Source organism: Chryseobacterium sp. GM_Chr_2 (assembly GCF_026540445.1).
Lineage (GTDB): Bacteria > Bacteroidota > Bacteroidia > Flavobacteriales > Weeksellaceae > Chryseobacterium.
The window spans coordinates 372,500-395,226 of record NZ_JALNUD010000002.1; the positions used below are offsets into that span (position 1 = coordinate 372,500).

Below are 22,727 nucleotides of genomic sequence, written 5' to 3' on the forward strand. Positions count from 1 at the left end.
AGTATGGGAAATTTAGCAACTATTGATATCATCATATTTCTGATTTATTTTGTGGTGGTAGCCGGTTACGGAATCTGGATTTATAACAGAAAAAAATCTGCAGCAACTGGCAGTAAAGATTATTTCCTTGCGGAAGGTTCACTGACTTGGTGGGCGATTGGAGCAAGTCTAATTGCTTCCAATATTTCAGCGGAACAGTTCATCGGAATGTCTGGTGAAGGATTTTTCGTGGGTGTTGCAGTAGCAGCTTACGAATGGATTGCGGCATTGGCACTGATTATCATTGCGATTTGGTTCATTCCGATTTATCTTAAAAATAAAATTTATACGATGCCACAATTCCTGGAAACCCGTTATAATAAATCGGTTTCCCTGATTATGGCGGTATTCTGGCTGTTTTTATATGTGATTGTCAACCTGACTTCCATTCTTTATTTAGGAGCTTTAGCGATTGATACTTTACTTGGAGGAGATAATCTGCATGTCATCATGATTGGACTGCTTCTAATGGCTTTGCTAATCGGTCTTGGCGGAATGAAAGTAATCGGCTACACTGACGTAATTCAGGTGGCGGTTTTGATTATCGGAGGTTTTGCAACAGTTTATATGGCGCTTCAGATTGTCGACCAGAGAATCAACGGAGCGGCTGTAGGAAATGCTTTGACGGGTTTCCAAACCTTGATGAACGAAGCTCCGCAACATTTCAAATTAATGCTTGAAAAACCGGTTAAAACAACGACAACTTTAGCAATGCCTGAAAATCTTGATGTTCAGAAATATGTTGTCCTTCCGGGATTGGCAATGTATTTTGCAGGACAGTGGATTGTTAACTTAAATTATTGGGGTTGTAACCAGTACATCACACAAAGAGCTTTAGGAGCAGATTTGAAAACGGCGAGAACCGGAATTTTATTCGCTGGATTCCTGAAATTATTTATGCCAATTATCGTTATGCTTCCAGGAATTGCAGCTTACGTTTTGTATACAAAAGGTCACTTACATGGCTTTAACGGAGTGAAAGACGGAGCATATTCTGCAATATTAGGATTTTTACCGGTTGGTCTGAAAGGTCTTGCTGTAGCGGCTTTGACGGCGGCAATTGTTGCTTCTTTGGCAGGGAAAGTCAACAGTATCTCAACGATTTTTACATTAGACATTTATAAAAAATATTTGAAGGCTGATGCAACGGAAATCCAGATGGTGAGAACCGGAAGATGGGCAATTATTATAGCAATGTTCGTTGCTTTGGCTTTCACTTGGACCGATGCTTTGGGAATCGGTGGTGAAGGTGGATTTACCTTTATTCAGAAATATACAGGATTTATCAGTCCGGGTGTTTTTGCGATGTTCCTTTTAGGAATGTTCTGGAAAAGAACAACCGGAACTGCAGCTTTGGTCGGCGTAATTTTAGGATTCGTTCTGGCAATTTTCTTCAACAGTTTTGCTGTGGAAATTTTCGGAAAAGAAACCTGGTTATACACAGCTTTCACTTATGAAAAACTGGAAAATGGCGTAGTTCATACGATTACCGAAATTCCGTTTTTGATTAATATGGGTTGGTCATTCTTTTTCACGATTGTTGTGATGATTCTTATCAGTCTTGCAGGACCGAAAGTGAACCCGAAAGCATTTGCCATCGATGCATCAATGTTCAAAGTAGATAACAGAACATTGGTTTTAATTGTTGTAACATTACTTTTACTAACTGCACTTTACGTGAGATTTTGGTAAATTTTAAGGTATTATAAAAAGGATGTCATTTGAGGCATCCTTTTTTATTTTTTATAATTTTGATTGTATTTTGAAAACCTATTTTCTTTTCATCGATACCGAAACTACAGGAATTCCGAAACGATGGAGCCTGCCTTATTCTGAAAAAGATAACTGGCCTTCCGCAGTTCAGGTGGCCTGGGTTATTTATGACGAAAATGCCCAGGAAGTTAAACGTGAAAATTTTTATATTTTTAATGAGGATTTGAAAATCAGCTCGAAGTCATTGAAAATCCACGGTATTACCAAAGAATTTTTAGTTGAAAACGGACAGGAAAGAACTTTGGTTTTAGAAAAACTTTCAACAGATATAAAAGAATTTCAACCCTTGATTACGGGACATTTTACAGAGTTTGATATTCACACACTGAGCGCCGATTTTTACAGGGCAAACCTGGAAAATCCTTTTCTGCAGAGTCATTTCTACTGCACAATGCTTAAAAGTAAAGAGTATGTTGTCAATCCGGAAGCTGATTATTTTAAACTGCCTCAGCTTTACGAGTTTCTTTTTAATGAAAAAATGGAACATCTCCACAATGCGATGATCGATGCAGAAATAACTGCAAAATGTTTTTTTGAAATCCGGAAACGCGGAGAGGTTTCAGAAACCGACTTTCAGAATATTCATCAGAAAATCGAATCCGGTTTAAAGTTTTTAACCCATAAAATGAAATAACTATGATGCAGGAAAAAATTATTTCACTTTTAAAAATAACAGAACCTTTTCATCTTTTACCCCAAACCGTTCTTGCAGAAATCTCAGAAACGTTCACAAGAACCGAGTTTTCCAAAGATACATTGGTCTATCGCCAGGAAGTGACGGAAATGAGAGGGGTAGACATTATTGAATCCGGAGAATACGAAACATTTTTTTTCGATGCAGCGGAAAATAAGAGATGTATTTCGATACACCATTCGCCTTATTGTTTTGGGGGAATATCTGTGGTTCTGAACAGAGTACGTGCATTGAAATCGGCGATTGCCAAAAAGGGAACTGTTGTTTATACTTTACCGAAAAAGGAATTCTACGAGCTATGTAACGCCTACGAAGACTTTTTCCACTATTTTACATCAGATTTTGGCAAAAAAATGCTGGATGAGGAATTTTCTCATTTTGTGAAAACGCCTGCAACGTTTGAAGAAAGCTATTTTGCGGCTGAACAGTTTTACTCAAGAAAAATAAAAGGAATTACCTATAAAAGTATTGTTTCCTGCGAAGAAAATACTCCTGTTTTTGAGGCGGCTCAAATGATGGCCACTCATAAAGTAAGCTGCATCTTTGTGAAAAAATCAGCAAGTGAGGAAATTATCGGCTATGCGACAGATATTACCTTGCGAGATAATGTTATCGCCCACTGCCTTGATTCCAGAATTGCAATTTCAGAGGTGATGGATAATCCCATTGTAAGTATTTCCAGCGACGCCTATCTTTATGAAGCGGTTCTGATGATGTTTAAAACCAAATCAAGATATCTTCTCGTAAAAGATAATGGCGAGTATGTAGGTTTTCTGAGCAGAAACCGCCTGTTGAGCGAGCAGGGACAGAGTCCGCTTGTTTTTATCCAATCGGTAAAGCAGGCTGAAAGTGTAGAAGAACTTAAGGAAAAATGGAAGCAGGTCCCGGATATTATTACTCAATTATTGGGAAGGGGAGTGCACGGGGAGATTGCCAGTCAGGTCATCACAACAATTGCTGATACAATAACAGTAAAAGTAATAGAAAAAGTTATCACGCAGATAGGAAAACCTCCTGCAAAATTTGCGTTTATCGTGACCGGAAGCGAAGGCCGGAAAGAACAGACTCTAAGCACAGACCAGGACAACGGAATTATCTATGAAGATAAAGCCAATGAACACCGCGAAATGGTAAGGGAATATTTTCTGGATTTTGCCAAAAAAGTTTCGGATGATCTCAATACCATTGGATTTGAATACTGCAAAGGAAATTTTATGGCAAGCAATCCCAAATGGACCCATTCTCTTTCTCACTGGAAAAGAAATTACAACCAATGGATCGAAGAATCGGTGCCGGAAACCGCAATGAAGCTTTCCACTTTTTTCGATTTCCGTTTTATTTATGGTGAAGAAAGTATTGTGAAAGATCTGAAGAACTATATCAAGGAAAAATTAGCTTCACCCAATCAGCTGTTTTTTGCTCATATTGCCAAAAATGCTTTACAGTACGAACCGCCTTTGACTTTTCTGAAAAGAATTAAAACCCAGACCATTGGAAAATCAGAAGTTTTTGATATTAAGACTGCGATGTCACCAATTGTAGATTTGCTCCGTGTGTATGCGTTGAAAAACCAGTTGGAAATAGAGAATACCGGCGAACGAATGAAAAAACTGACGGAAATAGGAGTTTTCACACAGCAGCAATACAATGAAATGCATCAGTCTTACTATTATCTGATGGCACTTCGGCTAAAAAATCAGGCTAATCAGATTAATATTGATAAAAAGCATCCTGATAACTATATTGAAATCAGTAAACTTACCAAAATAGAGCGTGTCACTTTAATCGAAATCTTTAAAACCATTGCCAATTTCCAGCTGGGAATCAAAGTGAAATTTACAGGAAGTTTTTAAGTTTAAATCCTGAACATAAACCCTTCAGCAATTTTTTTATTGTATTTTTCTTCATCAAAAGTGTAAAGAAAAGAACCTTTTTTAGATGAGCTCATATCTTTTTCGGTAGTTTTTACCAAAACATCCAGCGCGTTGATTTTGCTTGTGAAGTTTCTTTTGTCATATTTTTCGTCAAAAATGGCCTCATAAAGATTCTGCAGATCCTTCATCGTGAATTTCTCCGTCAGTAATTCAAAACCGATTGGTCTTGTCGTTGCTCTTCTCCTTAATCTCAGAACAGCATCTTTTACCATATCATTGTGATCGAATATCAAATCTGGACGGTCTTTCAAGTCAAACCATTTAGCACTATATTTTTCATTAATTTGAATATCTTTTTCGATGTTAATTAATGTATAATATGAAATCGACATAATTCTGGCAGTAGGCTCACGATCTATTTCTGTATAAGCATTAAGTTGCTCAAGATAAATATTTTCTAACCCTGTTAATGTATTCAGAACGCGACTGGCAGCCTGATAAGAGCTCTCTTTATCATCAATAAAACCTCCCATCAGAGACCATTCTCCCATCTTGGGCTCAAAATTTCTTTGTACCAAAAGAATCTTAAGATTCTCACCGTCAAAACCGAAAATTATACAGTCAACAGCTACCAAATGTCGTGGATATTGAGAATAGTCCTGAGTCATCTATTATATTTTTTACAAAGTTAAAGTTTTTATTGGTTGATTACATGACGGATAGCATATAAATGTTTTTTTTACACTTTATTTTTCTTAATTATTAATTTAATTTTTAAAATTTTGTTTTTAAGCTAATATTTTGGGAGTAATAATGAGCTGAATTCATTAAATTTTATTCATAAACAAGATTAAAAATGAGTGAATTTAATGTTAAAGATATGTTAAAATTATTAATTCTCATATTTCAGATTTGTTTTAATTATTTGCAAAGGCTTAGCTTAAAAAATACGATAACCCTTTCAGTGAATTTAAAATAATATCATTTCTAAGTTCTTGATTGATATTGATTATAAGTAATTTCAAGCTATATATCTGATTTTCGTGATTTTTAATAATCTTATTATTTATGATAAGCCTTTGGTTTTTGTATGTTTTTTCTTTGACTTTAAAATAACAATTTTTTTGATTTTATCCTTATATACTGCAAAATTCTTTGCCATATAGATTCTTTCTTTTATTTTAGAAATGTTGAAATAACATTTATTAATGAGTCGAAAATCGCTGATAGTATTTTTAAGTTTGGGAACACTTGCTTTCGGGCAGGTGAAAAAAAACATCACTTATTTTCCTCTGAATAAGGTCGCTCTATCGGAAAGCATTTTCAGTAGGGCGATGCAGACAGATAAAAATTATATCATGTCGATGGATGCCGACCGTTTGTTGGCTCCATATTTAAAAGAGTCTGGAATTACTCCTAAAAAACCTAATTATCCCAACTGGGAAAATACGGGATTGGATGGTCATATCGGCGGTCATTATATTTCAGCGTTGGCTTTGATGTACGCTTCTACAGGCGATGCCAAAGTAAAGCAGCGACTCGATTATATGATTGATGAGCTGGAACGTTGCCAGAATCTTTCAGAAAGCGGCTATCTTTCGGGTGTTCCGAATGGCAAAAAAATCTGGAAAGAAATCTCGGATGGCAATATCCGCGCATCGGCTTTCGGATTGAATGACCGTTGGGTTCCATTATATAATATTCACAAAATATATTCGGGTTTACGAGATGCCTATTGGTATGCAGACAGCGAAAAGGCAAAAAAGATGCTCATCAAGCTTACCGATTGGATGGCGGATGAAGTTTCCGGACTTTCCGATAATCAGATTCAGGAGATGCTGAGAAGCGAACACGGCGGACTGAACGAAGTTTTTGCTGATGTTTACGACATTACAAAAAATGAAAAATACTTAAAGCTTGCCCATCGGTTTTCCCATTTGGCAATCTTAAATCCTTTGCTGATTCACGAAGATAAACTAACAGGAATTCACGCCAATACACAGATTCCAAAAGTGATTGGCTTCAAAAGAATTGCAGATTTGGAACATAACAAAGAGTGGAGCAGTGCTGCAGATTTTTTCTGGACTAATGTTACGCAAAAACGTTCTGCAATTATCGGTGGAAACAGTGTGAGTGAACATTTTAATCCAACAACCGATTTCAGTGGAATGATTAAAAGCATTGAAGGTCCCGAAACCTGCAATACGTACAATATGCTGAAGTTGACCAAAGAACTTTTCGCGACCCATCCAAAATCATCTTACCTGGATTATTACGAAAGAGCCTTGTACAATCATATTCTTTCCACGCAAAATCCTGACAAAGGCGGTTTGGTATACTTCACGCCGATGCGTCCCGGCCATTACAGGGTCTATTCGCAGCCGGAAACCAGTTTCTGGTGCTGCGTCGGTTCGGGAATGGAAAACCACGCGAAGTATGGCGAAATGATTTATGCACATTCTGATAACGATTTGTATGTCAATTTGTTTATTCCGTCTGTTTTAAAATGGTCAGAGAAGAAGTTGATTCTGAGACAGGAAAATAATTTCCCACAAACACCTTCAACAAAATTAATTTTTGACCTTGCTCCAAAATCCGAAATCAATTTAAAATTAAGAACTCCGGAATGGACGAATGCTTCACAGATAAGTGTTTCCGTTAATTCAAAAAATATCAATATTCCTGTCGATTCCGAAGGTTATATCAATATCAACAGAAAATGGAAAAAAGGCGATGTCATCGAGATGAAAATGCCGATGCATCTTTCTGCGGAACAGCTTCCGGATAATTCCGATTATTATGCGTTCAGATATGGACCCATCGTTTTGGCAGCCAAATATGGAAAAGAAAATCAGCAGGGATTATTTGCCGATGACAGCCGCGGCGGACATATTGCGCACGGACCACAGATTCCGCTGAATGATATTCCGACGATTTTAGGATCTTCGACAACTGTTTTGGATCATCTTCAACCTGTTAGTGAAAAAGATTTGACATTTAAAATTAATGGACTTTATCCTCAGAATAAATTCAGCAACGGGTTAGAACTTGTTCCGTTTTATCAGGTTCAGGAAGAACGATATATCATCTATTTTCCTCAGGCAACTCAGGATAAAATCGAAATCATTCAGCAGAAAAAAGCTCAGGAAGAAGAAGTTGTCCGAAAACTGGACAATATTACAACAGATAAAATTCAGTTAGGCGAGCAACAGCCGGAGTCCGACCACTTTTTTGACAGCAAAGATGCTTACGATGGTTATATGGAAGACCGTCATTTTCGCGATGCTAAAGGCTGGTTCAGCTATCAGATGAGAAATAAGGATAAAAATGCAAAATATCTTTACCTTTTGTATTTCGATGCCAATAACAATCGTACATTGAATGCTGAAATCAACGGAATTAAAACATTTTCAAAAGATTTTGAAGGAAAAATGGGAAGCTCACCACAAACATTGTTAATCCCTATTCCCGATTCAGAAAAGAATAAAGAAACGCTCACCGTAAAATTTATTTCAGGCGAAAAATCTCTGACTCCAAAAATTATTGAAGTGAGGTTACTGAACGAATTGCCAAAATAAAAACTAATATGTCAAATAATATTTTTACTAAAATTCTGGGCTTATTCCTATTGATTTGCAGTCTTTGTGTTGAAGCTAAAATCAAGCTTCCTGCATTGGTTTCAGACGGAATGGTATTACAGCGCAACCAGAAATTGAACATTTGGGGAAAAGCCGATGCCAATGAAAAAGTAGAAGTGAAATTCCTCAACAAAAGCTACAAAACCACTGCAGACCAAAACGGTAACTGGAAAATCGTGCTTCCGGAGCAAAAAGCAGGCGGTCCATACACAATGACCATCAACGAAATTACTCTTAAAGATATTTTGATTGGCGATGTTTGGCTGGCTTCAGGACAATCGAATATGGAATTGCCGATGCGCAGACTTACGCCGCTTTATTCAAATGAAATCAAAAATGCTAACAATCAGAATATCAGGTTTTTTACGGTTCCTCAGAAATATAATTTCAAATCGCCACAGACCGAACTGGACGGTGGGAAATGGGAAGCTACAAATCCTCAAACCATTCTGAATTTCTCTGGTGTTGCTTATTTTTTTGCTAAAGATTTAAGTGAAAAAAATAAAGTTCCTGTAGGAATTATTCACTCCAGTTTAGGAGGTTCTCCAATTCAGGCTTGGATGGATGAAAATTCTTTGAAAAAATATCCTGAATATCTGGAAGAAGCAAAAAAATGGCAGAACGATGATTTAATAAAATCTACAGAATCTTCAGAACAGGCGCTTAGCAAGGCTTGGTATGCGGAATTAGACCAACGCGATATTGGACTCAATCAACACTGGGAAAAATTTGATTTAAATGATTCCGACTGGAAAACGATGCAGATTCCCGGTTCTTGGGAAGATAAAGAAGGTTCTTTTGAAGGTTCTGTTTGGTTCAGAAAAGAAATTACTTTAACGAAAAGTCAAGCAGGAAAATCAGCATTTTTAAATCTTGGAAGAATTAAAGATGCCGATGTAACCTATATCAACGGAACAAAAGTAGGAAATGTAACCTATGAATATCCGCCACGTTGGTACGACGTTCCAGCAGGAGTTTTAAAAGAAGGCAAAAACGTCATTGCTGTGAGAGTTTCCAACGGAAACGGAAAAGGACAGTTCATTGCAGACAAACCGTATTACCTTGAAATCGACGGACAAAAAATAGATTTAAAATCCGAATGGAAATATAAAATCGGGGTAAAAGTCGACAGAATGGCTCCCGGACAAACCTTTATACGTTGGAAACCGACGGGATTGTACAACGCGATGATCAATCCTTTAATTAATTATAATATCACGGGCGCAATCTGGTATCAGGGCGAAAGCAACACTGGAAAACCAAAAGAATACGGCGATTTATTAACCACGATGATTACAGACTGGAGAAACAAATTCAATAACAAGGAAATGCCGTTCATCACAGTTCAGTTAGCCAATTTTATGGAGTCAAAAGCACAGCCGATAGAAAGCAATTGGGCGGAACTCAGAGACCAGCAGCGTAAAGTGTCACTACAAGTTCCGAATGCCGGACTTGCAGTAATCATCGACATCGGAGAATGGAATGACATTCATCCGCTCGATAAAAAAACAGTAGGAGACAGGTTGGCTTTACAGGCGATGAAATTGGCTTACGGAAAAAACATCGTTGCAGACGGACCGGTTTATCAATCAATAAAAGTTGACGGAAATAAAATTGTTCTTACTTTCAAAAAAGGAACCGATGATTTTGCGCCAGTTTCCGAATTAAAAGGTTTCGCCATCAAAAATGCCGAAGGAAAATGGGCTTGGGCAAAAGCAAAAATCGAAGGTAAAACAATTGTGGTTTGGAATGATTCGGTGACAAATCCTGTTGCAGTCCGTTACGACTGGGCAGACAATCCCGATGGAAACCTGAAAAACAAAACCGGACTTCCCGCATCGCCTTTCACAACGGAATAACTCAAGGCTTAAATTCTTTAATTAAAATAAACTTGTTTATTTCTATTTATTTAAACATTAAGGATTTAAGAAATTTAATAATAAGTAAAAATTTTAAGAAATTAACAAGTCAATTTTATTTAAGAAAAATTAAGTCTCTTAAATTCTTAATGTTTAAAAAATCTTTCATCTATCAGTCTATTATCTATTTATCTCAATAAAAAACAACCATAAACTATATGAACAATCCATCTCAGAAAATATCTGTCGTTGAAAAAATCGGCTACAGTTTGGGAGATTTAGCGGCCAATCTGGTTTTCCAGACTTTGGTGACTTACTTAGCTTATTTTTACACCGATATCTACGGATTAAAGCCGGAAGATGCGTCTATCATTACTTTGATTGTCGGACTTATTGCAGGTTTCGGGTTCAATCCGCTGGTCGGCGCTTTGGCAGACAGAACCCGAACCAAATGGGGAAAATTCCGTCCGTGGATTTTATTTTCTGCCGTTCCGTTGGGTGCAGCGGCACTTTTTGCATTCAGCACACCCAATTTTTCGTACCAGGGGAAAATGGTTTATGCAGCAGTAACTTACACAATTTTATTACTCTTATACGCCACTAATAATTTACCTTACGCGGCATTGAGCGGCGTGATTACAGGTGATATGGGCGAGCGAAACAGTATTTCTTCATACCGTTTCGTCGCGGTGATGTTTGCACAGTTTTTCGTTCAGGTATTTATGTTGCCGATAATTTTATCTGTCGGGCAAGGAGACAAAGCAGCCGGAATCGAAATTGTAATGACGTGGTTAGCCATTATCGGAACGATTATGTTGCTCATTACATTTTTCACTACCAAAGAAAGAGTCATTCCAAAACCGGAGCAAGAGTCCTCTTTGGGAGCTGATTTAAAAGACTTAAAGAAAAACAAGCCTTGGATCATAATGTTGGTGGTTACAGCTTTGATTTTCATTACTTTGGCAATGAAAGGCGGTTCGTACGTTTATTATTTCAACAATTACGTCGATGAAACTTCTTTGAAAAATTTTATTTCGCCGATTACCGCATTTTTCAGCTCCATCGGGATGAATTTCTTCGGTGAGGACCCTCGTTCAGCTGGTTTCGGGCTCTTCAATGCCGGCGGAATCATTATGATGATTGTTGGGATTACCTTCTCAAAAAGATTTGCCGATAAATACGGGAAAAAAGATGCGTTCATCGCTTCCCTGTTTATTTCAACTTTATTTATCGTTGCATTCATCTTTTATCCGCCAAAATCGGTAGGATTAATGTTCCTTTCCCAGATTCTGCACGGCTTTTTCTACGGAATCAGCACACCATTGCTTTGGGCAATGATTGCCGATGTAGCCGACTATTCCGAGTGGAAAAATAACAGACGCGCCACAGCAATTATTTTTTCCGCAATGATGGTAGGATTAAAGGTGGGATTAAGCATCGGAAGTTCATTGGTTTCTTCCATTATCGGGCATTACGGCTACATTTCATCCGAAGGAACCGAAAACGTTATCCAGCCGGAATCCGTTTCAAATGGCGCTCAGATGCTGGTCAGTATTTTTCCGGCCATTCCGTTCTTTGCGGCGTGTGGATTATTGATGTTCTACGAAATCAACAAAAAAATGGAGACCCAAATCGAACAGGAACTCAAAGAAAGAAGAAAAAAAGAAGATTAATATAGGTTTGATTATTTTGGCAGCTTAATCCGTCTTCCACTCCCGCTTTTTTGTTCCGCTTTGCTCCACAAAAAGAGCTCCGTTCAAGCCGGGCTGCGAGATTCAGCATAAAAACAAATTTTACCCTTAAAGACAATATGGTCATTCTATAGATTTAGAATTTTAATAAAGAAAATAAAAATAGCAAAAGCTCCGTAGGAGCGAACTGTTAATAGCTAAAAATATCAATATTCATCAAGCCTCGTAGAGGCGACCTGTTAAAGTTTCAGGATAATTAATAAAAAAATTAACAATGAAAAAAATAGCCGCATTATTAGGAATTTTAGCCTTAACCGTTTCCTGCAAAACAGTAAGTTCAGCATCCTCAAAAGATTCCCTGAAAGATGCCTACAAAAATAAATTCTACATCGGAACCGCAATGAGCCTTCCGCAAATTGACGGTACTGATGTGAAGTCGGATGAAATCATCAAGAAACAATTCAGTTCCATTGTTGCGGAAAACTGTATGAAATCAATGTTTATCCAGCCTCAGGAAGGAAAATTCTTCTTTGATGATGCCGATAAATTCGTGGAATTCGGAGAAAAAAACAAAATGTTCATCATCGGTCATACCTTGATTTGGCATTCACAATTACCAAGATGGTTTTTCGTGGACAAAGAAGGAAAAGATGTTTCTCCCGAAGTTCTGAAACAGAGAATGAAAAGTCATATTTCAACGTTGGTCGGCAGATACAAAGGCCGTGTAAAAGGTTGGGATGTGGTGAATGAAGCGATTATGGAAGACGGAACGTACCGTAAAAGCAAATTTTACGAAATTCTTGGCGAAGAATTTATTCCGCTCGCCTTCCAATATGCGCAGGAAGCTGACCCGAATGCCGAACTTTATTACAACGATTACAACGAATGGTTTCCGGAAAAAGTAAAAACCGTTACCAAAATTGTTAAAAATCTAAAATCCAGAGGAATCAGAATCGATGGAGTCGGAATGCAGACCCACGTTGGATTGGACAATCCAAAACTGGAAGAATACGAAAAAGCAATCGTTGATTATGCTGCAGCAGGCGTAAAAATCAATGTTACCGAAATGGAAATCAGCGCACTGCCTTCACCGTGGGGAACTTCTGCCAACGTTTCCGACAAAGTAGAGTACGAAGCAAAAATGAATCCTTACACGAAAGGATTACCCGAAAATGTAACGACAGAATGGGAAAACCGTTATCTGGATTTCTTCAGACTGTTCCTGAAACATCAGGATAAAATCAGACGAGTGACATTGTGGGGAGTAACCGATGCCCAATCCTGGAAAAATGATTTCCCTGTAAAAGGCAGAACCGATTATCCGCTGCCATTCGACAGAAATTACCAGGCAAAACCTGTCGTTGAGAAAATCATTGGATTAACAAAAGAAAAATAAAATAAGCTTTTAAGATTTCAAAAATTAAAATAAATATTTTTCTCGCAGATTTAGCGAATTAAGCAGATTTTATTTTAAATAATCTGCGAAATCTGAAAAATCTGCGAGAAATTTAACTCAAAATCTATTATCTAAATATCTAAACTATAAAATGAACAAAGCAAAATACCTTTTCCCGAAAGATTATATGGCAGACCCTTCCGTACACGTTTTTGAAGGAAAACTTTATATTTATCCATCCCACGACCGCGAAAGCGGAATCGAAGAAAATGACAACGGCGACCATTTCGATATGAACGATTACCACGTTTTCTCCCTTGATGACGTGGAAAATGGCGAAGTTACGGACCACGGCGTTGTTCTTTCGGTAAAAGATATTCCTTGGTCGGGGAGACAGTTGTGGGATTGTGATGTGGCTTTCAAAAATGGCAAATATTATATGTATTTTCCACTGAAGGACAAAAATGATATTTTCAGAATCGGGGTTGCGGTGAGCGATAAACCTTATGGTCCGTTCGTTCCGGAAAAACATCCGATGATGGGAAGTTACAGCATCGACCCTTGTCTTTTTGAGGATAACGGAAAACATTATATGTATTTCGGTGGAATTTGGGGCGGGCAATTGCAACGTTACAGAAATAACAAGGCCTTAGAATCTGCCATTCTTCCTAACGATAATGAGCCCGCCATTTCATCAAAAGTCGTAGCTTTAAGTAATGATATGCTGGAATTTGGCGAAGAACCGAAAGATGTCGTGATTTTGGACGAAAACGGAAATCCTCTAGTTCACGGCGATAAGCATCGTTTTTTCGAAGCATCCTGGATGCACAAATACAAGGGCAAATATTACTTTTCGTATTCCACAGGAGACACGCATTTGATTTGTTATGCAACAGGTGATAATCCTTACGGACCATTCACTTTCCAAGGTGAAATATTAACGCCTGTTGTGGGTTGGACCACGCATCACAGCATTGTAGAATTTAAAGAAAAATGGTATCTGTTTTTCCACGATTCGGTTCCGAGTGGCGGAAGAACGTGGCTGAGAAGTATGAAGGTTGTCGAAATTGAATACGATAACGACGGTAAAATTAAAACGATTGAAGGCTTGGAAGACAATAAGTAAATCTTTAGTTTGTTTTTATGCTTAAATTGTTTTCATTAAAGGGAACCCGAAGGGTTCAACAAAAGTAGCCGTAGGTGAAACCTATGGAATATTAACGATAAAAAACCGAATCCGAAAGGGTTCCAATATCAATAGGAATGGGCTTTAGCCCGTTTGAAAGATAATATGCAATTTAATTTGGCTTTAGCCAAAACTTAAATAATTTTAAACATTAAGAATGCAACATTTCCGACATTACATATTACTGTTTCTAATCCTTCCGTTAATGGCTTTTGCTGAAGACGGAAGTCAGCTATGGCTGAGATATCCGGTCAATCCAAAGCCAAGAAATATTGTAAATTCAAACAGTAAAAGTCCTACCATTGAAATCGCCAAAAAGGAACTGAACCAACATTGGGCAGGACAAGCAGTTGATTTAAAAATTGACAGATTTCCGGAAAATTTTAAAGACGGATACAAAATCGTTTCTACTCCAAAAAAAATCAGCGTTTTGGCAAAAACGGATTTAGGATTGCTGTACGGAAGCTATCATCTCTTGAATTTACAGCAGCAGAAAGCCAATTTTTCTAATCTAAAGCTTGAAGAAAAATCTTCCTACGACGTAAGAATTCTTAACCATTGGGATAATCTTGACGGAACCATTGAACGGGGTTATGCTGGTCATTCGCTTTGGAAGTGGGAAGACTTACCCAATAAAATTTCGCCGAGATACGAAGAGTATGCAAGGGCCAACGCATCCATCGGAATCAATGCAACAGTATTGAATAATGTGAATGCTTCACCAAATATGCTTCGTGAAGATTATCTTAAAAAAGTCAAAGTTTTAGCCGATATTTTCAGACCTTACGGAATCAAAGTGTATCTGTCCGTCAATTTTTCTTCACCAAAAGTTTTAGGTGGATTACAGAATTCAGACCCGTTGAATCAGGATATTCAGAAATGGTGGAAAGATAAAGCGGCGGAAATTTATAAATTAATTCCTGATTTCGGAGGATTTTTGGTGAAAGCCAATTCCGAAGGACAGCCCGGACCGCAGGATTACGGAAGAACGCACGCAGACGGAGCCAATATGATGGCAGATGTTTTGAAACCTTATGGCGGAATCGTGATGTGGAGAGCATTTGTATACAGTCCGAGCAAAGAAGACCGTGCGAAACAGGCACATCTGGAATTTGTTCCATTAGACGGAAAATTCAGAGATAATGTCATTATTCAGATTAAAAACGGACCCATAGATTTTCAACCTAGAGAAGCATTCAATCCACTATTCGGAGCGATGAGAAAAACTTCAGAAATGGTCGAATTTCAAATTACTCAGGAATACTTGGGACAGGCTAATCATTTGGTTTATCTTGCGCCGTTATTCAAAGAAACTTTAGACAGCGATACTTTTTCGGATGGGAAAGGTTCTACGATTGCTAAAATTACAGATGGAACATTAAGACCTGCAAAACTGACGGCTATTTCCGCTGTTGCCAATATAGGAGAAGATCAAGACTGGACGGGACATCACTTTGCACAGGCTAATTGGTACGCTTTCGGACGTTTAGCCTGGAATCACGATTTAACCTCGGAACAGATTGCAGATGAATGGCTTAAAATGACTTTTACGGATGATAAAAACTTCGTAAATCCGGTCAAAGAAATGATGCTTACTTCACGCGAAACTGCAGTAGATTATATGATGCCGCTTGGTCTTCACCACATTTTTGCCGGCGGACACCATTACGGTCCGGAACCGTGGGGCGATTATAAAGGCGGAAGACCCGACTGGTCACCGGTGTATTACCATCAGGCCAATGCAGAAGGAATCGGATTCGATAGAACAAAAACGGGAAGCAATGCCGTTTCACAATATTTTCCGCCATTGAATGAAGTTTACGGTAACATCAAGACAACTCCTGAAAACCTGATTCTCTGGTTCCATCATGTTCCTTGGGATTACAAGATGAAAGACGGAAAAACCCTTTGGGATGAGTTGTGCTATAAATATGATTCGGGAGTTCAGGGTGTCAGAGCTTATCAAAAAGCCTGGGAATCGGTAAAAACTTACGTGGATGCGGAGAGATTTTCAGAGGTTCAGGATAAATTAAAAATTCAGGCTGAAGATGCCGTTTGGTGGAAAGATGCGTGTCTGTTGTATTTTCAGACCTTTTCCAAAAGACCAATTCCGTCTGATATCGAAAAACCTGTTCACAAGCTGGAAGATTTAAAAAAAATCAAGCTCAATATGGGACATCACAATTAATCAATCCATTTAAACTTAAACAAATAACTTTCTGAATCTTTTAAGACAGGAAGTTGTTTTTTTAATCAATTAAGTTTAATTCTAACACTTAAATAAAATTAACAATATAATCTATGAAATTTTTTATTGACACTGCCAATCTTAATCAGATAAGAGAAGCTCAGGATCTTGGAATTCTTGATGGCGTTACAACCAATCCATCCCTGATGGCAAAAGAAGGAATCAGCGGGAAAGAAGTTATTTTGCAACATTACAAAGATATTTGCGAAATTGTAGACGGCGATATTTCGGCAGAAGTCCTTTCCACAACCTATGAAGAAATGATCAAAGAAGGCGAGGAATTGGCAGCTATTCATCCGAATATAGTGGTAAAAGTTCCCATCATCAAAGACGGAATCAAGGCGATCAAATATTTTTCACAAAAAGGAATCCGTACCAATTGTACATTAATTTTCTCAGCAGGGCAAGCACTTTTAGCAGCAAAAGCAGGAGCAACTTACATTTCTCCATTCTTAGGAAGACTGGATGATATTTCCACCGATGGTCTTCATTTAATCCAGGAAATCAGAACCATTTTCGATAATTATGGATATGAAACCGAGATTTTGGCAGCATCTGTTCGCCATTCGATGCACATCATCAACTGTGCAAAAATTGGTGCCGATGTCGTGACTTGTCCTTTGCCTCCGATTTTGTCGTTGCTGAAGCATCCTTTAACGGATTCCGGCTTGGAGCAGTTCATTAAAGATTCACAGAAAATGCAGTAATCTAAATAAAATCATCAAATTTAAGTATTAGATCAAAAAGCAATATATTTCAGGTTGCTGTTAATTTAAAGAATTTGATGACCAAATTGGAAGATAATAATGTATTTGAACAATTAATAAATAAAAAAAATATCGTTATCTTTACGGATCAATCAAAAAGAACAATGCAGTTATTGATATGCCGGAGAAATTAATCAATTATACCAAAGAGGCTTTTCAAACAGCTTTCAGCTCAGACCCAGAACGGATTTTTCTTGCTCCTGGAAGAATTAATATTATTGGGGAACACGTAGATTATAGTGACGGTTTTGTGCTTCCGGCTGCCATCGACAAACATATTTGTTTTGCGGTAAAAAAAACAGACGATTCCAAAATTATTTTTTTTGCCAAAGATTTTAATGATTCTTTTAGCTTTGATGTTAATAAAAAACAGTTTCCGGTTTCACAGACTTGGGTCAATTATTTGTTAGGTGTTTTCAATGTCATTCAGGAATTAGGAAAAGAGGTCGGAGGTTTGCAGATTGCTTTCAGCAGTACGATTCCGATGGGTTCTGGTTTGTCATCGTCGGCGGCTTTGGAATGTGGTTTTACTTATATTCTCAACGAAATTTTTGATTTAAATTTAAATAAAAAAGAAATAGCGGTCATCGGTCAGAAGTCTGAACATACTTTTGTAGGTGTAAAATGTGGAATTATGGACCAATTTTCGTCAGTTTTCGGAAAAGAGCATAAAGTGATTATGCTCGATTGCAACTCTTTGGAACATCAGTATTTTGAAGCCAATATTGATGGTTACAGCTTGGTTCTTTTTGACAGTTGCGTGAAACATACCCACCTTACTTCCGGCTACAACGACCGAAGAAGAGATGTTGACAATGGCAAAAAAATATTATGGGAAAAGTTTCCCGAAATACAGAAATTCAGGGATTTTAGTTTTGAAATGCTTGATAAAGTGAGGGAGGAAATGGGTGAGGTTTCCCACAAAAGATGTCTATATCTCCTTAAAGAAATTAAGAGGGTAGAAGAAGCTGCAAAAGCTCTGTCCCACAGTGATGTAGAATATCTTGGTCAACTTTTGAACGAAACCCATTCCGGACTTTCAACAGAATTTGAAGTAAGCTGTGATGAGCTTGATTTTATGGTTAAGGAAACTTTAAAAGAAGAAGGTGTTTTAGGGGCAAGAATTATGGGCGGCGGTTTTGGCGGCTGCAGCATTAACCTTATTAAAGATGAAAATGTTGATCAGGTTATTGATGCTATCAGTGCTAAATATAAAAAGGCTTTCGATATCGAAATGAAAGTGTACAGGGTGAAAATATCAGACGGAATTAATGAATACAAGCGAGATGAAATTGTCATTTAATCAAAAAGACCATCCTCACAGAAGATATAATCCGCTTTTGGATGAGTGGATTCTTGTTTCTCCACAAAGAGCAAAACGACCTTGGCAGGGACAAACAGAAAAAACATCAGAAGAACAGCTTCCTGTTCATGATCAGAATTGCTATTTATGCTCGGGAAATATTCGTGTTAGCGGTGAAAAAAATCCGGATTACAAAGGTGTTTACGTATTTGATAACGATTTTGGTTCATTGATGAAAGATGAAGTCGATTTTTCTGAGCAACCGTCGGATTTTTTTACGTTGAAGCCTGAAAGAGGGATCAATCGTGTGATCTGTTTCTCTGAAAATCACAGTCTTACGTTGCCTGAAATGGAGGTTGATGATATTAAAAAAGTTGTTGATGTTTGGCAAAATCAATATAAAGAACTGGGAGCATTGGATTACATCAACCACGTTCAAATTTTTGAGAATAAAGGTCAGGTGATGGGTTGCAGCAATCCGCATCCACACGGACAGATCTGGGCGCAGTCTTCTATACCATCCAGTGTTCTTAAAACCCAGGAAAACCTTAAAAAATATTTTGACGAAAAAGGAAAGTCTCTTTTGGAAGATTATGTGAAAAAAGAGCTGGAAATCAATGAAAGAATTATTCTTGAAAATGAGGATTTTGTTGCAGTGGTTCCGTTCTGGGCAGTGTGGCCTTACGAAACAATGATCGTGAGCAAAAGAAAAATTGAAAATCTGATTGAATTTTCTGAAGGAGAAAAGCTTTCTTTAGCTTCAATTTTAAAAGATTTAACCACAAAATACGACAATCTTTTTGAGGTTTCATTTCCATACTCGGCTGGAATCCATCAATCTCCAACCGACCATAAACCTCATGCTGAATGGCATTTTCACATGCATTTTTATCCGCCATTGCTGAGAAATGCAGAAGTGAAAAAATTCATGGTGGGTTATGAAATGCTTGCAGAACCGCAACGTGATGTCACTCCGGAGCAAAGTGCAGAGATATTGAAGAGTCTTTCGAATATTCATTACAGATTATAATAGAAATCCTGATGAAAAGTAAGGATTTTATCGATATATAGTAGTTTTAACAGAGTAATATTGAAATATTTGATAAAGGTTTTGTCTGTATCTTACCAGTAATTTAAACGCAAGTTTTCATTGAGATCTTATATTGAGTGGGAGTCGCACCTGTAATTTTCTTGAAGAATCTAAAAAAATGTGGAGGGCTTTGCACGAGGTTCACAATTAAGTCCTGCAGAGTTGTTTTTATATATATTTTATAAAATCCGAAAACAGTAGATCGAAAGGGAGAGAAACTTTACAGCGTCTGTTTGAAAGATCTGATAACAGAGATAAAGATACTGATGAAAAAGCTGTAGCAGCACAGGCAAAAGCTATTACTGGGTGGGGAATAACTTCCGATATTGATGATATTTTTGATTCTCTTCCATGAATGGCAACTTGAAGATTATCGTTTCCATAGGAAATAAGTATTTTATCTTTTTCAATATCACCTCTGAAATACTCAAAATTCAAAGTTTTGGTAGGGAAATCATTGTAAACTTCAAATTTACTTCCGTCATACTTTACAATTCCGTTTTCGGTAGCCAACCAGATGGCAGCAAAGTATAATTCGGTAACTGCGGCAAGCTATGCCATGACGACTTCCGATTTCTATGTTTCGTATAACGGAACAGCTAATGCTTCCATGACGCTTCCTGCAGCAATATCGGGTGCAGGGAACTTTAAAGGTCGTCTTTATACCATTAAAAACAATACGTCTTTCATGGTAACCGTTACACCTTCAGGCTCTGAAAGAATTAATAATCAGACAAGTATATCAGTTGGAGGAAACCAAACGGTGCAGGTCATCAGCACAGGTCTTACAGGTGCGGCTACTACTTGGGAAGTATATTCAAAATCTACTCAATCGGTTGATGCATTGGTAAGAGTTTCCAATTCTTCCTCATATACCATTGGTACGGGGATTAACGTGGTAGACTTTAATAATGTAGTGTTTGATGTGAATTCTAATTTTGACCTTAGTACAGATCGATTCACGGCCAAAACAGCGGGTTATTATTTATTCACAAGCAGCTTCCAAAGTATGGCAGGATCTACAACACAAGGTAGATATGTCTATTTTAATAAAAACGGAGCGATCTATGAATTAATGGGTACTGCAGCCGTGGAACCACCTAACGGATATGCAATTTCCGGATCAACAATTGTGTATCTGGCAGCAGGAGATTATATGACATTAACAGCCGGAACCGGAGTAGGATCGTTCACAGTTTCTAATGTTACGTTAAGCGCTACAAAAATCTCAGATTAATTATTTGAGTTATATAAAAATAATTTTAGGTATTCTACAGCAAAATTTTATTGCTGATAGTTGAAAAAAAACATGTCAATTTATTATCTTATTGTTCCCCATTAAGTGTGACCTCTCTTCGTGAGAGGTTATTTTTTTTAACAATATTACCCGATTTTTATTCTATTTTGATTAAATGATTAACCATCAACAATAATTTTATTTAATATGATCGCTTTTTAAGAGATTTTTAATTCTAAGATTTGCTCTTCCCCACGAGTTTAACTAACTTTGTCGGTAGGATATGCTGGGAAGATTTTATCAATATATATATAGTTTGTCATTTGTGTTACTTACCGTGTTGGGTTTGTATTACGGGCAAATGCAACAATATATTTCTACAGATACTCCTTCCGATATAGATTTTACCACAGATGTTCTGATTAAGGAAGTTCAGGAAACTGAACATTCTTTTGCATTTCTCAAAAATCAGACAGATTACGAATTATACAATCTTACAAGGCCACACTACAACAAGATTCGGGCGCTTTCTGAAAATGAAAATGACAATGAAAATGACGAGAAAGTAGAGTCTTCAGATTCTCTGGAATTCGCCATGCTTTTGAGGGAAGATTTTTGGAGCCTCATCTCTGGTTTTGTAAAAACATTTCATAACAGGCAAATTGCCGTTTCCCTTGCTCATTCCGAACACTTAAAGCTTCAATATGATGATCTGTATATTCAGTACAGGGTCATCCGACTGTGATTTTATTCTATTTTTTTCGAAAAACCCCTTAAAGTTTTCAATTATAATTTGAAAGCTTAGAACTCTATTTTTCAATTTTAAAATATTATAAAATTATTATCATGGTCAAGAAAAGTCTCATGTATATAAGCTTGTGCCTTATTTTGTTGTGTGTAAGCTGTAATTCTGAGAAAAAAGAAAAAGCAGAAGAAGCATCATTCAATGTTACAAGTCCGCTTATAAAAGATACTTTAATCGATAAAGATTATGTTGCGCAAATTCGTTCCATCAATCATATTGAGCTTCGTGCGCAGGAAAAAGGATATATTCAGTCTATTTATGTTGATGAAGGGCAATTTGTTCAAAAAGGTCAGCTTTTGTTTAAAATCATGCCTAATTTGTATGAATCTGATGTAAATCGTGCTAAAGCAGAAGCAAAATATGCCGAAATCGAATATCAGAATACCAAAAGTTTATCCGACAAAGATATCGTTGCTCCACAGGAAATGGCGATGGCAAAAGCAAGATACGAGAAAGCAAAAGCTGAACTTGCCTCTACCAATACCCACTTAGGATTTACCGAAATTCGTGCTCCTTTTACAGGAATTGTCGGAAGATTGCACGTAAGAAAAGGAAGTCTGGTAGATGATGGTGAACTGATCACTGAATTGTCTGATAACAGCAAAATGTGGGTGTATTTTAACGTTCCGGAAGCAGAATATCTGAATCAGATGAGCGACAGAACAACAAATGACCCTATGCACGTTCGTCTGAGAATGGCTAATGGTAAAGAATTCTCTCAGGATGGGATTGTAGAAACTATTGAATCTGATTTTAATAATGAAACCGGAAACATTGCCTACAGAGCTACATTCCCGAATCCTAAAGGTCTATTAAGATTTGGTGAAACTGGAAACATTGTAATCACATCGCCATACGCTAATGCTTTGCTGATTCCTCAAAAGGCGACTTTTGAAGTTTTAGAGAAAAAATATGTGTATGTGGTAGATAAAAACAATACGGTGAAGGCTCGCGAAATAAAGGTGGCTGCAGAGTTACCTCATATTTATGTGGTTTCTTCAGGATTAAATAAAGAAGACAGAATATTGCTGGAAGGGCTTCGTAAAGTTCAGAACAATCAGAAAATTGCGAATAAATACCTTAAGCCTGAGCAGGTAATGTCCAATTTAGATTTGTATTCAGAATAA

General features: G+C 37.4%; 17 protein-coding genes. 15 read left to right on the forward strand and 2 right to left on the reverse strand.

Features of this window, described 5'->3' with window-relative positions; translation table 11 throughout:
- The first annotated feature begins 3 nt into the window (after positions 1 to 3).
- The 3 genes from OXQ85_RS04970 to OXQ85_RS04980 all read left to right on the forward strand — a co-directional run bounded on the left by OXQ85_RS04970 (position 4) and on the right by OXQ85_RS04980 (position 4,359).
- Complete coding sequence (locus OXQ85_RS04970; protein ID WP_267402707.1) at positions 4 to 1,731, forward strand: sodium/solute symporter; 1,728 nt, start codon at positions 4 to 6, stop codon at positions 1,729 to 1,731.
- 70 nt (positions 1,732 to 1,801) lie between these two features.
- The gene (locus OXQ85_RS04975) at positions 1,802 to 2,446 is read left to right on the forward strand and encodes a 3'-5' exonuclease (protein ID WP_267402708.1); all 645 of its coding nucleotides are present in this window, start codon (positions 1,802 to 1,804) and stop codon (positions 2,444 to 2,446) included.
- A gap of 2 nt (positions 2,447 to 2,448) precedes the next feature.
- Entirely contained in the window at positions 2,449 to 4,359 is a 1,911-nt protein-coding gene (locus OXQ85_RS04980; RefSeq protein WP_267402709.1) for a DUF294 nucleotidyltransferase-like domain-containing protein, read from the forward strand.
- Positions 4,360 to 4,361: 2 nt separating this feature from the next.
- On the opposite strand, the gene OXQ85_RS04985 is transcribed toward OXQ85_RS04980, so the two are convergent.
- On the reverse strand, positions 4,362 to 5,048 hold the full coding sequence (locus tag OXQ85_RS04985; RefSeq protein ID WP_267402710.1) for an NUDIX domain-containing protein: 687 nt from the start codon (positions 5,046 to 5,048) through the stop codon (positions 4,362 to 4,364).
- 540 nt (positions 5,049 to 5,588) lie between these two features.
- Between OXQ85_RS04985 and OXQ85_RS04990 the strand changes: the two genes are divergently transcribed.
- The 9 genes from OXQ85_RS04990 to OXQ85_RS05030 all read left to right on the forward strand — a co-directional run bounded on the left by OXQ85_RS04990 (position 5,589) and on the right by OXQ85_RS05030 (position 19,498).
- Positions 5,589 to 7,958: a glycoside hydrolase family 127 protein gene (locus OXQ85_RS04990; protein WP_267402711.1), complete on the forward strand. Its 2,370-nt coding sequence runs from the start codon at positions 5,589 to 5,591 to the stop codon at positions 7,956 to 7,958.
- 8 nt (positions 7,959 to 7,966) lie between these two features.
- On the forward strand, positions 7,967 to 9,877 hold the full coding sequence (locus OXQ85_RS04995; RefSeq protein ID WP_267402712.1) for a sialate O-acetylesterase: 1,911 nt from the start codon (positions 7,967 to 7,969) through the stop codon (positions 9,875 to 9,877).
- 218 nt (positions 9,878 to 10,095) lie between these two features.
- On the forward strand, positions 10,096 to 11,550 hold the full coding sequence (locus OXQ85_RS05000; protein WP_267402713.1) for an MFS transporter: 1,455 nt from the start codon (positions 10,096 to 10,098) through the stop codon (positions 11,548 to 11,550).
- 292 nt (positions 11,551 to 11,842) lie between these two features.
- Positions 11,843 to 12,964 carry an endo-1,4-beta-xylanase gene (locus OXQ85_RS05005; protein WP_267402714.1) on the forward strand — a complete coding sequence of 374 codons (1,122 nt, stop codon included), beginning with the start codon at positions 11,843 to 11,845 and terminating at the stop codon, positions 12,962 to 12,964.
- Between the two features lie 151 nt (positions 12,965 to 13,115).
- Positions 13,116 to 14,090 carry a glycoside hydrolase family 43 protein gene (locus OXQ85_RS05010; RefSeq protein WP_267402715.1) on the forward strand — a complete coding sequence of 325 codons (975 nt, stop codon included), beginning with the start codon at positions 13,116 to 13,118 and terminating at the stop codon, positions 14,088 to 14,090.
- Between the two features lie 217 nt (positions 14,091 to 14,307).
- On the forward strand, positions 14,308 to 16,338 hold the full coding sequence (locus OXQ85_RS05015; RefSeq protein ID WP_267402716.1) for an alpha-glucuronidase: 2,031 nt from the start codon (positions 14,308 to 14,310) through the stop codon (positions 16,336 to 16,338).
- 113 nt (positions 16,339 to 16,451) lie between these two features.
- Positions 16,452 to 17,105: a fructose-6-phosphate aldolase gene (gene fsa, locus OXQ85_RS05020; RefSeq protein WP_267402717.1), complete on the forward strand. Its 654-nt coding sequence runs from the start codon at positions 16,452 to 16,454 to the stop codon at positions 17,103 to 17,105.
- 178 nt (positions 17,106 to 17,283) lie between these two features.
- Complete coding sequence (gene galK / locus OXQ85_RS05025; RefSeq protein WP_267402718.1) at positions 17,284 to 18,468, forward strand: galactokinase; 1,185 nt, start codon at positions 17,284 to 17,286, stop codon at positions 18,466 to 18,468.
- Positions 18,437 to 19,498, forward strand: coding sequence for a UDP-glucose--hexose-1-phosphate uridylyltransferase (locus OXQ85_RS05030; protein ID WP_267402719.1), 1,062 nt, complete (start codon positions 18,437 to 18,439; stop codon positions 19,496 to 19,498). The genes galK and OXQ85_RS05030 overlap by 32 nt, the downstream gene beginning before the upstream one ends.
- 228 nt (positions 19,499 to 19,726) lie before the next feature.
- On the opposite strand, the gene OXQ85_RS05035 is transcribed toward OXQ85_RS05030, so the two are convergent.
- Complete coding sequence (locus OXQ85_RS05035) at positions 19,727 to 20,071, reverse strand: hypothetical protein (protein WP_267402720.1); 345 nt, start codon at positions 20,069 to 20,071, stop codon at positions 19,727 to 19,729.
- 4 nt (positions 20,072 to 20,075) lie between these two features.
- On the opposite strand from OXQ85_RS05035, the gene OXQ85_RS05040 reads away from it, so the two are divergent.
- The 3 genes from OXQ85_RS05040 (at position 20,076) to OXQ85_RS05050 (ending at position 22,727) form a co-directional block, all read left to right on the forward strand.
- On the forward strand, positions 20,076 to 20,795 hold the full coding sequence (locus OXQ85_RS05040; RefSeq protein WP_267402721.1) for a hypothetical protein: 720 nt from the start codon (positions 20,076 to 20,078) through the stop codon (positions 20,793 to 20,795).
- 316 nt (positions 20,796 to 21,111) lie between these two features.
- On the forward strand, positions 21,112 to 21,540 hold the full coding sequence (locus OXQ85_RS05045; RefSeq protein ID WP_267402722.1) for a hypothetical protein: 429 nt from the start codon (positions 21,112 to 21,114) through the stop codon (positions 21,538 to 21,540).
- A gap of 101 nt (positions 21,541 to 21,641) precedes the next feature.
- The gene (locus tag OXQ85_RS05050; RefSeq protein WP_267402723.1) at positions 21,642 to 22,727 is read left to right on the forward strand and encodes an efflux RND transporter periplasmic adaptor subunit; all 1,086 of its coding nucleotides are present in this window, start codon (positions 21,642 to 21,644) and stop codon (positions 22,725 to 22,727) included.

What these genes read in the sequence shown, in the direction of transcription:
- OXQ85_RS05000 (WP_267402713.1), top strand. Translation starts at nt 10,096, where the DNA reads ATGAACAATCCATCTCAGAAAATATCTGTCGTTGAAAAAATCGGCTAC.
- OXQ85_RS04980 (WP_267402709.1), top strand. Translation starts at nt 2,449, where the DNA reads ATGATGCAGGAAAAAATTATTTCACTTTTAAAAATAACAGAACCTTTT.
- OXQ85_RS04990 (WP_267402711.1), top strand. Translation starts at nt 5,589, where the DNA reads ATGAGTCGAAAATCGCTGATAGTATTTTTAAGTTTGGGAACACTTGCT.
- OXQ85_RS04970 (WP_267402707.1), top strand. Translation starts at nt 4, where the DNA reads ATGGGAAATTTAGCAACTATTGATATCATCATATTTCTGATTTATTTT.
- OXQ85_RS05040 (WP_267402721.1), top strand. Translation starts at nt 20,076, where the DNA reads ATGGCAGCAAAGTATAATTCGGTAACTGCGGCAAGCTATGCCATGACG.
- OXQ85_RS05010 (WP_267402715.1), top strand. Translation starts at nt 13,116, where the DNA reads ATGAACAAAGCAAAATACCTTTTCCCGAAAGATTATATGGCAGACCCT.
- fsa (WP_267402717.1), top strand. Translation starts at nt 16,452, where the DNA reads ATGAAATTTTTTATTGACACTGCCAATCTTAATCAGATAAGAGAAGCT.
- OXQ85_RS04995 (WP_267402712.1), top strand. Translation starts at nt 7,967, where the DNA reads ATGTCAAATAATATTTTTACTAAAATTCTGGGCTTATTCCTATTGATT.
- OXQ85_RS05015 (WP_267402716.1), top strand. Translation starts at nt 14,308, where the DNA reads ATGCAACATTTCCGACATTACATATTACTGTTTCTAATCCTTCCGTTA.
- OXQ85_RS05030 (WP_267402719.1), top strand. Translation starts at nt 18,437, where the DNA reads ATGAATACAAGCGAGATGAAATTGTCATTTAATCAAAAAGACCATCCT.
- OXQ85_RS05005 (WP_267402714.1), top strand. Translation starts at nt 11,843, where the DNA reads ATGAAAAAAATAGCCGCATTATTAGGAATTTTAGCCTTAACCGTTTCC.
- OXQ85_RS04985 (WP_267402710.1), bottom strand. Translation starts at nt 5,048, where the DNA reads ATGACTCAGGACTATTCTCAATATCCACGACATTTGGTAGCTGTTGAC.
- galK (WP_267402718.1), top strand. Translation starts at nt 17,284, where the DNA reads ATGCCGGAGAAATTAATCAATTATACCAAAGAGGCTTTTCAAACAGCT.
- OXQ85_RS05050 (WP_267402723.1), top strand. Translation starts at nt 21,642, where the DNA reads ATGGTCAAGAAAAGTCTCATGTATATAAGCTTGTGCCTTATTTTGTTG.